Annotated in this window: 9 protein-coding genes; 5 read left to right on the forward strand and 4 right to left on the reverse strand. The window is 47.5% G+C overall.

Annotated features, from left to right (window positions below; all coding sequences use genetic code 11):
• Positions 1-18: 18 nt before the first annotated feature.
• Genes O3C43_15590 through O3C43_15610 form a run of 5 tightly spaced genes read left to right on the forward strand, consistent with a single transcriptional unit; the run spans position 19 to position 5087 of the window.
• Complete coding sequence (locus O3C43_15590; GenBank protein ID MDA1067914.1) at positions 19-1395, forward strand: trypsin-like peptidase domain-containing protein; 1377 nt, start codon at positions 19-21, stop codon at positions 1393-1395.
• Positions 1392-2780, forward strand: coding sequence for a PDZ domain-containing protein (locus O3C43_15595; GenBank protein ID MDA1067915.1), 1389 nt, complete (start codon positions 1392-1394; stop codon positions 2778-2780). Before O3C43_15590 ends, O3C43_15595 begins: the two co-directional genes overlap by 4 nt.
• 12 nt (positions 2781-2792) lie before the next feature.
• Positions 2793-3410 (forward strand): riboflavin synthase, encoded by a 618-nt coding sequence (locus O3C43_15600; protein MDA1067916.1) that lies wholly within the window; start codon positions 2793-2795, stop codon positions 3408-3410.
• Positions 3394-4359, forward strand: a complete 966-nt coding sequence (locus tag O3C43_15605) for a uracil-DNA glycosylase (GenBank protein ID MDA1067917.1) — start codon at positions 3394-3396, stop codon at positions 4357-4359. Before O3C43_15600 ends, O3C43_15605 begins: the two co-directional genes overlap by 17 nt.
• A gap of 14 nt (positions 4360-4373) precedes the next feature.
• On the forward strand, positions 4374-5087 hold the full coding sequence (locus O3C43_15610; protein ID MDA1067918.1) for a 3-deoxy-D-manno-octulosonic acid kinase: 714 nt from the start codon (positions 4374-4376) through the stop codon (positions 5085-5087).
• Positions 5088-5090: 3 nt separating this feature from the next.
• On the opposite strand, the gene O3C43_15615 is transcribed toward O3C43_15610, so the two are convergent.
• Genes O3C43_15615 through O3C43_15630 form a run of 4 tightly spaced genes read right to left on the reverse strand, consistent with a single transcriptional unit; the run spans position 5091 to position 9900 of the window.
• Positions 5091-6311 (reverse strand): ABC transporter permease, encoded by a 1221-nt coding sequence (locus O3C43_15615; GenBank protein ID MDA1067919.1) that lies wholly within the window; start codon positions 6309-6311, stop codon positions 5091-5093.
• A gap of 9 nt (positions 6312-6320) precedes the next feature.
• Complete coding sequence (locus O3C43_15620) at positions 6321-7061, reverse strand: ABC transporter ATP-binding protein (GenBank protein MDA1067920.1); 741 nt, start codon at positions 7059-7061, stop codon at positions 6321-6323.
• A gap of 17 nt (positions 7062-7078) precedes the next feature.
• Positions 7079-8509, reverse strand: coding sequence for an efflux RND transporter periplasmic adaptor subunit (locus tag O3C43_15625; protein ID MDA1067921.1), 1431 nt, complete (start codon positions 8507-8509; stop codon positions 7079-7081).
• Positions 8510-8514: 5 nt separating this feature from the next.
• The gene (locus O3C43_15630; GenBank protein ID MDA1067922.1) at positions 8515-9900 is read right to left on the reverse strand and encodes a TolC family protein; all 1386 of its coding nucleotides are present in this window, start codon (positions 9898-9900) and stop codon (positions 8515-8517) included.
• Positions 9901-10089 lie beyond the last annotated feature (189 nt).

Here is a 10089-nt window from a genome sequence, read left to right on the forward strand (position 1 = left end):
CAGTCAATAACCCAAACTATGATTCCATTTCGGATCCCATTCTTATCATTTATCCTGATTGCTGCCCTGTTAATGTCTGGCTGTGAAACGACCCAAACTACCAAAAATTCGAGCGGTTCGAGGACCACTTCGAATGAAGGGTTTAAACAATTGCTGGACGCGGTGGTTCGCATCGATGTGAGGGAAGTAACCTACCGTGGTGGTTCGAAACAGAATATCAGTGGTGTCGGCTCGGGTGTAATTATTTCCGAAGAAGGTCACATCTTAACGAATGCCCACGTGGTTTCCACCTTCGCTGAGGAGATTCGTATTACTCTTTCCAATTTGGAGAGGGTAAGGGCAGAACTCGTTGGATGGGATCACTGGACTGACCTGGCCCTACTCAAATTGGACCTTGAAGAACTGAAGGAGCGCGGCCTGAGTTTTACTTATGCTGAATTTGGCGATTCGGATGAAGTTTACCCAGGGCTTACCGTTTTTGCAGTAGGAACACCTAATGGCCTGACTCGAACGGTTAGCCGTGGAATTATTTCCAATACCAATCGATTTTTCGAAGGTGCAGATGGCGTGCGTGGATATGAAACCGGATATTTCAATACCTGGCTGCAAACAGACGCTGCTATTAATCCGGGAAACAGTGGAGGGCCGCTGGTTGATGAGGATGGCAAAATAATTGGCATTAACACGCGCGCGTACTTAGGATCGAATAATCTTGGTTTTGCAGTCCCCTCGCAGACGGCGCAATTCGTTCTGGCAGGCCTTTTGGAGAATGAGGAGATTATCCGAAGTTATGTGGGAATTGTTCTTGGTCCCATGCAAGACCTGGAAACGTTTTATAACATTCAAGCCAATCAGGGTGTATTGGTTGAAAGTGTCGATCCCGGATCTCCTGCTGCAACTAAGGGAATTCAGCCTGGTGATATCCTTATATCTATGGATTCCAACAGTCTTGATGGTCGATTTCCTGAACAGCTGCCCCCGATCCAGAATCGTATCGCGAATTACCCAATTGATTCAGAAATCACCTTTGAGATCAGTCGCCAGGACGCGCGATTCTCAGAGACCCTTACAACAGAGAGACTTGAAAGTCGGGTTGGCGAAGAGTGGGCTTTTGAAAAATGGGGACTGAGTGTTCGTGAGGTTAGTCGGTCCTATGCTCGAGAAAACAAACTGGTTTCGGATGATGGGTTTCTTGTGCTGGGAGCCAAAACAGCCTTTCCGGCAGATCGGGCCGGTATCCGCTCAGGAGACATTGTATCCAAAATAAATCGGGAGCCGGTAGGTTCTTTGATAGATCTCAAAGCCTTGCACGAGGAATTTGATGGCAATGCACAACCCTTATTTGTTGAAGTCACCCGAAATTTCCGAACCTCCCTTTTCATTCTTAAACCATGAGACTTTTTTTTGTATTATTTATAGGATCCTTAATGGGAGCCTCCTCGCTCAATGCGGATACTTTTCCGGAGAACCTAAGTGACTTGGTTCTGGAACGATCGAAGACCATAGTGGCACTCGAATTTGTAGTCGAACGCGAGATGGACCGGCAGGAGGGATATACCTACGGTTTGATTGTTGATGACAAAGGAACGATAGTTGTATTGGAAAGTATGATTCCTTCCTGGGTTCCTGTTGAGAAGTTGAAGAAATTTATTGGCTATTCACTACCTCAGGGGGACAAAGATTATCCCCTTGTGTATTTAGGGAAAGACTACTCGTCAGGCTGGCACGTCTTGTCATTTAAGGATGGCTTGCCGGATGTTTTTACTCCGATCACCAAATTTGAAACCGCAACCGTCAATATGGGCGATTCGGTTTTTGCCGTGGGAGGTGTTGGAAAGGAATTGGGATTCGACCCCTATGTTCTTACCGCTCGAGTGGCGATGACTAAACGAATGCCTGATCGGCAGATAATCTTTAGAGATGATCTTACTAATCCGGGATGTCCTGTCTTTAATGTTGCTGGCGCTTTTGTCGGATGGGCATCAGATCCTCTGTCTTACAAACGTATTATGAATCTTGGTCGTGATACGCTCAATGTGACCATGAGTAATCCTGAGGAAACTTCAGTCGCACTGAGTAGTGAGGATTTTTTTGAATACCTCCAAGGCATTGATCCTGAAATCGTGGAGGGTCCTCGGTCTTGGATTGGAGTATCGGGCATGCAACCGATCGATCCTGAGGTTGCTGAATATCTGGGTATCAAGAATCAGAGCGGTATTGTATTGAGTGAGATTCTCGAAGGGAGTCCATCGAGCGAGGCGGGATTGGAAAATAATGATATTCTTATAATGGTTGATGGAGAGAAGCTTCCTCAATTTCGACCCGACTACTCAATCACCCCTTATTTTCAAAAATTAATTCGTCGGAAAAAACCGGGTGAGATTATTTTGGCTGAGGTTATTCGTGGTGAGGAAAGGAAATCTTTCTCAATAACGGTGGGTGCCGGCCCCAAGAATGTGCGCGAAGCCGCCTATCGTTACTATGAAAAACTTGGCTTTACGATCCGTGAATTTTTACTGACTGACGGAATCAACCTCCGGTTGCCTAAGGACGAAATGAAAGGAGCCATTGTAAATTTCGTCAAACGAAGCTCGGCCGTCGAAACCGCGGGTCTAAGAAATGGAGATTGGATCAAACAAGTGGAAGGTGTTGCCATTGATTCCTACGAGGATGTACTTGAGATTTTGGATAGAGTTGAAGCGGATAAAGAAAAGTCAGAATTTGTTCTGCTTGTTGAACGCAATAACGAGACCTCTTTTGTCCGTGCTCAGTTAAAATAGTAAAACGTTGTTATGTTTACAGGAATCGTAGAGGAGACCGGTACTATCCTTAGCTTTGAGCGAGATGATGCGGCGTCCTGTGTCTTGAAGCTTTCTGCCAGCAAAGTGTTGGAAGATATTGTACTAGGCGACAGTATTGCGGTGAACGGTTGTTGTTTGTCTGCCACTTTTTTTGATAAGAACTCAGGGGAAATTCACTTTGACGTTCTTGAGGAAACCAAGCGCTTAACTTCATTTGCCAATCTCGACGGAGGTAGTCTTGTGAACCTCGAACGGAGTTTATCGTTCAACGGAAAAGTGGGAGGACACTTTGTAACGGGACACATTGATGCCACGGGTCAAATTGAATTGTTCGAGCAACGAGGTAATGATTATTTCCTGCGTGTTTCGATCCCAGAAGAACAATCAAAATATGTGATTATGAAGGGCTCAATTGCTCTGGATGGAATTTCCTTAACTGTTGCCGAAGTAACAAATCGCAGCTTGGCTGTTTGGTTGATTCCTATGACTATGGCATTAACCAACCTAAGCCAAAAGAAGATCGGTGATTTAATGAACCTTGAATTTGATATGCTTGGGAAATATGTAGAATCCTTAACCCTGGGTAAAAGCAATGCGGACACAAATTGAATTAGTCATCGATGAGTTGAAGCGCCTCAAGCAGGAGGGCGTTGAGGGGATCTACATTGGTGATTCTACTTTGTCTGATTTGCGGGAAAAGGTGAGTGCCGTCCATTCCGCGGCGTCACCTGAATCGATTGATTCAGCCGTTGAAGATCCTGCTCAACCCTACGTATCGAAAAAGTCGAATCAGAAGGGAGAATCTTTGCAGGATCTTGTAAAAGGAAGACCGATCCAGAAGGCTGTCGAAAAAGCAAAAACTCAAGTGGCTCTCAATCAACATGGGAAACCAATACCCGCTATTCCTGTGGCCGCGCCCGAAATCAATTTACCCGAAGGGGATAAGCAAATGCGTTGGGATGCATTGAGGGAAATTGTTCTAAATGACCCTATTTGTAAGGAGCATCTGAATCCAGGTTCTCAGGTTGTTTTTGGTGTGGGCAATATAGATGCCGAAATCTTTTTCTGCGGTGAAGCGCCCGGTGGTGATGAGGAAAAGCAAGGCGAACCTTTTGTTGGAAGAGCAGGGGAGTTGCTATCCAAAATTATCACGGCGATGGGTTTGAGTCGTGAAACGGTTTATATTGGCAATATTATGAATTGGCGGCCTGAGATGCCGACGCCGGTAGGAAATCGTCCGCCTACGCCTGAAGAAATGGCTTACTGTCTTCCTTACCTTAAAGCGCAGATCGAGGTGGTTCAGCCCAAGGTGATTGTTGCCCTTGGAATGACTGCAGTGAACGGTTTATTGGGCCCGGATCCTAAGCGCAGGATGGGTGAAATTCGCGGTCAGTTTTTTGATTTTGATAATACCTCAATGTTGGTGACCTATCATCCCTCTTACCTTCTTCGTTATGCGACTATGAAAACCAAACGTTTGGTTTGGGAGGACATGCTTTTGGTGATGGAACGGATTGGGATGTCGGTTTCGGAAAAACAAAAAGGGTTTTTCCAATAACAGCCACTTATGGAATGGCTGGTTCAATTGACATGGTATTTATACACCCTGACTTTTCAGATTTGCCCGAGTCGTTGAAGCAGGTGATATTTGAACCGCAATTATTAAGCGAGGCGGGTCTTTTAACCAAAGAACTTCGCGGTCGTGGAGCTACCTATTTTTTTAAGCTTCGCGAGGATGCATATGTACTACGTCATTATTGGCGAGGCGGTTGTGCGCGTCATCTTTCCAAAGACAAATATGTTTGGATGGGATTGACGAGAACACGTTCCTACTGCGAGTGGAGGCTGCTCGAGGAACTCGAGTCACTTAAGTTGCCCGCCCCACGAAGGGTTGCTTTGAGAATCCTTCGCAGCGGTTTGTTTTACCGGTCTGATATTGTTACAAAAGAAATAAGGGAAAGCCTGTCTCTTTCTGCTACCCTAAAAGTGGAAGACCTTGAAAGATCAGTGTGGATGAGGATTGGAAGAACGATTCGCCTGTTTCACGATCATAACGTTTTTCACAAGGATCTGAACGCAAGTAATATTTTACTGACCTTGAAATACTGCTACCTTATCGATTTTGATCGAGCTGGAATCCAGGTAGGCAACGGATGGAAGTCGGGTACCCTCAATCGTCTGAAACGGTCACTTGAAAAATTCGCTACAAACGAAACCACTTTCCATTACGATCCTGGAAAATGGATGTCCTTAATGGACGGATACCAACAGATGGGTGAAGGCTAAATATTACTCGTGTCGCAACGCGTCGATCGGATCCAGACGTGAAGCCATGAAGGCTGGGTAGAGTCCGAAAATTACCCCAATCGCGGCTGACACACCCAGCGAAACAGCAACAATCCAGGTCTTGATGATGGTGGTCATATTGAATTTTTCCTGGACCACTTCACAGACGCCGTAGGCGATGGCGATGCCGATGGCACCACCCATGACGCTCAAAACCACTGCCTCGATCAGGAATTGAATTAATACGTCCGTGCTTCGTGCACCGACGGCTACGCGGATGCCAATCTCACGGGTACGTTCTGTAACAGAAACCAACATGATATTCATGATTCCAACACCTCCCACGATCAGTGAGACCGCTGCTACGATTGTCAGGAATGTGGTCATGGTTTGAGTTGTGGATGTGAATGCCTCGGTCAACTCAGACTGACTGCGGACGGTAAAGTCATCCTCCTGTCCATCGATCAGTTTATGAGCCTGCCGCAGGGTATCTGTAATTTCTATCTGTGCCGCCTCCATCGTGCTGACATCCGTGGCGCTGGCGTAAATCATACTGACATATTGGGAATCTCCCCGGAGACGAAAAGCCGCTGTGGTTAAGGGAACGAGGATAGTGTCGTCCTGATCCTGGCCGCCTGAACTTTGACCCTTTGCCTTTAAGACGCCGATTATTTTAAAAGGTGTTTTTTGAACGCGGATGGTTTGTCCTACCGGACTCACCCCACCGTACATGTTTTCGACCACGGAGGCACCCAACACGGCAACCTTGGTCTTTGCCCTAATGTCCCTTTCGGTGAACATGGTTCCATCTTCAACCTCCCAGCTCTTAATGGTCAGAAATTCGGGGTCTACCCCCTGTACATTGGTAAACCAATTGGTTCCACCCCCGATGACCTGACCGCTTGACTGGACGATCCCGGAAACGGCCATTACCAAGCTGCTCTGTTCTCTGATTTTTTCGACGTCCGTAACAAACAAAGTACGCGAACTACCGGCACCTCTGCGAATACCTCCCATCGAATTCGATTCGGAACGTATCATCAGCAGATTGGTGCCCAGCGAATTGATACGGTCTTCGATATTCTGTTGAGCACCATCGCCAATAGCTCGCATGACGATAACTGCGCCGACCCCGATGATGATACCTAACATGGTCAGGATGCTTCGGGTACGGTTTTTCATTAAGCTCCCTTGAGCTATGGCAAGTAGTTTAAAAAATTTCATACAATTCTCCTATATTCCAATTACGCCGGAAAATTCGGCTAGTTCTTTTTTAGCGTTTCCTCGATCCTTGACTTGTGTATCCTGGACAACGAGGCCATCGCGCATTTCTACCACTCGTTTGGTAAAGCGGGCAATATCAGGTTCGTGAGTAACCACGATGATCGTGATACCCTGATCATTAAGCTCTTGAAAAAGTCCCATCAGGTCGAGGGAGGTGCGTGAGTCCAGATTCCCGGTAGGTTCATCCGCCAGAATCAAGGCGGGGTCATTGACAAGTGCACGGGCCACGGCAACGCGTTGCTGTTGGCCACCTGACAACTGCTGCGTCTGGTGATCCATGCGGTTGCCGAGTCCCACCCGCTCCAGGCACTGAGCGGCCTTTGTTTTCGGATTTATTTTGGATTTAGAGCGCTGGTACACCAGAGGTAGGCCAGTGTTTTCCAAGGCGGTAGTCCGGGATAGTAAATTGAATCCCTGAAATACAAACCCGATTTTTTGGTTTCTGATATCGGCCAGTTGATTACGGGAGAGCTTATTCACGGGTATTCCATCCAGCAGGTAAGAGCCCTCAGTCGGTTTGTCCAAACAACCGATAATATTCATGAAGGTGGACTTTCCGGAGCCGGACGCTCCCATGATACTGACAAATTCTCCAGGGCTGATGGTCAGATTTACGCCACGGAGCGCATGAACCGGCTCTGCCAGCTCATAGGTTTTCTTTAAATCGATTGTTTTAATGACTTCTTCCATGATGTTTGATCAATGGATTAGAATGGGCGACCACCACCACCACCAGGACCACCTCGGCCACGTCCATCACCACCACCTCCAAAGGGGTTAACCGGTCGTGCCGATTCAGGGGCCGTTGACGGAGTCAGTACTTTGGTAATTATTTCCCGACCTTCCGGTAGCTCTTCATCACGCAATGCCATGATCTCGGTTGTAATGCCATCGGTGACGCCAGTTCGAACGGGCATCATGGCGAGTTTACCGGCATCATCCTTATACCAGAGAACTCCAATGGCTGGCCGGGTTCCTCGAGCACCGCCGCCTCCAGGGCCACCAGCGCCGCCGCCAGGAAAACCGCCGCCGCCAGGAAAACCGCCGGCACCAGCAAATCCGCCACCGCCTTCTCCACGTTGTCTCCTTTGTCCGCCTTCAGCGCCAGCTTGACCACCTTGTCCGCGTTGGCGGGTTTCCCCACCAGCTGTAGCATCGCCGCCAGCTTCTCTTCTGGCCAGGGCTTCTTCCCTGATTTTTGTCTGAGCGGCCACCATTTCATCGCTCGCTTTTAAACTGAGAGCTGCGGAGGGGACTGATAATACGTCCTCAACTTCCTCCACGACAAAATCGAGTGTTGCTGTCATTCCAGGCAGTAGAACATTTCCTTCGTTTTCCGTCTCAACCACTACGGTATAGTTCACCACGTTTTGAATCACCGATGGTTGAAGGCGGATCTCAGTTACATTTCCGGTAAATTTTCTTTCAGGATAGCTGGCTACGGTAAATCTGACATCCTGGCCTTCTTTTATTTGTCCGATGTCACTCTCGTCAATATTCGCGAGTATTTCCATGAGAGCCAAATCTTCCGCAATAATAAAGAGCCGTGGTGTGTTAAGGCTGGCCGCGACAGTCTGGCCTTTTTCCACATTGCGGTCGATAACGACCCCGCTAATGGGTGCTCTGATTTCGGTAAACTCCCGACTGCGCTTTATGCGTTCAAGGGACGCTTCCGCACTGAGCACGTTGGCTTCCGCTGTTTCTCTACCGATATCGTAGTTGAGGAAGTCATTGCCTGAGAGGAAGCCTTTTTCATAGACTGGAAAAAACCTGTCGTATTCTGTTTGCGCACGCCTGAGCATGGCTTTTTGACGCATGAGATCTGCTTCGGCACTTTTGACCTGGGCGTCCAGGACGGATGGATCAATGAGAGCTATGAGTTGTCCTTTTTTAACTGTGTCGTTAAAATCAGCATACACTTCTTCGATAGTACCAGATACCTGGGTCCCAACTTCTACCAGTTCCCGGGCGACCAAGGTGCCGGTGGCAGTAATCATATTGAGGATGTTTTTCTTCTCAATCTTGCCGTAGGTGTATTGAGGGCCAACCGCCGTTTTATCTCCCTTTTGGATGTAATAACGGTAGCCGCCGTAGCCAAGGCCGGCCAGGAGGATAATGATGATGATCGCTTTTTTCATAAAATTTATCGGAGTTCGGGGACTTGGGTATTCAATTTGTTAATAAGAAAAGTTTCCAGAGTGCCGTCTTGCAAAGTTATATCCAGACGGTTGGTGAATAGATTAAACCAGGACTCCTCAACTGCCACTGCGGCATCCAGTCGGGTAGAGAGAAGGCTGTTCACATCGAGTAGAGTTGCAGCTCCTGCATCATACCGTGCTTGTTCCGCCTCAAGAGCTGCATCGGCTGAGAGCAGTTGGTCCTGTGAAAATGCAAGTTGGGCTTGGGCGGTGTTGAAATCGAGAACTGCCTGAAGCAAGTCGGTTCGAGCTCCTTGTTTCAAGTCGACCATGTCGATTTCTTCCTGTCTTTGTTGAAGGGTGGCACGAGCCACATTGGTACTGGTCCTGCGACGATCAAATATGGGAATTGAGAGGGTAAGTCCGCCTGAGAGTTCTGGTTCGGTTTTGAAATATTGGCTGACTATTCCTTCTCTTCTATTCTGACTGGAATAGCTGGTCCTCAAGCTTGCTGAAGCTGTGAGCGATGCTTTTCCCCCGGACTCGGCGATCCGTATATTTTGGTTGGCCGCCTCCAGCCGATATTCCTGGGCCAACAAATCCGGGCGTTCAAGGATTCGTCCCCAAGATGATTCTACATTGGGCTCGGTCAGATAATCGTTATTTCCCCATCCGCTGTTCTCTATATCTAAAATGATTTCTGTTTCAGGAGGCAGAAGCAAAAGCTCCTTAAGGAAATATAGACTGCGTTGATGGGTTTGTTTTGCTTGGGCAAGACGTCGTTCACTGTCTGCTACCAGTGATTTCTGTCGAAGTACGTCAGCTTCAATACGGATCTGGTTTTCGAAGCTAAGAATAATCCTATCGAGGTTTTCTTGTCTCGATGCTAGCTCTTCTGTCTGAATTCCTATCTCCTTATACCTAAGGATGGCTTCCATATAGCGGAAAATGGAATTGAATAGAATGACCTGTCGCGAGCGACTCAGATCACCAAAGCTTGCTTCGAGGGAAGCTTTTGCCTGGTTGATAGACGCTTCTCTCCCTCCACCTGTCCAAAGCTCCAACGAGGAATTCAAGCTGCCGCTTAGAGATTTCGTATTGCTACCATCTTCCCACACTGAATCGGTCCCGTTACCGAAGTAGCGGAGGTTGCCTCCAACAGAGCCCGTCAGGTTGGCTTGGGAATCTGCCTCTGCGAAGAGGAGGTCGTTTTCCCGTAGCTCAATTTGAATCTTTGACCGTTCAAGGGTCAAATTTCTGTTCAGTGCCAGGGAAATGACATCAGAAAGCGCGAGTGTGCGAGTTGATCTATTTTCGATTTCAGGGGCTTGGCCTGAAACGGTACCCACAGAGCAGGCTAGAAGTAATAAAAGGAAAATAATACGAGGCATAGGGATTAGCCAATGGTTAGAGCTTCTGACATAACGAGGGATGTTCTTTTGAGGTTTCAATTTTATTATTATTTTTCTCAATAATTGGCTTTTAGATTCGATATCGGGATAAGAGACTTTGGTTCTTCGCTATTTTTAGTGGAATGAACAAATAAATTGTTTGAAGGTGAGGACCTATGAGTCCTGAAA

This window comes from Verrucomicrobiota bacterium (genome assembly GCA_027622555.1).
In the GTDB taxonomy this organism is placed as follows: domain Bacteria; phylum Verrucomicrobiota; class Verrucomicrobiia; order Opitutales; family UBA2995; genus UBA2995.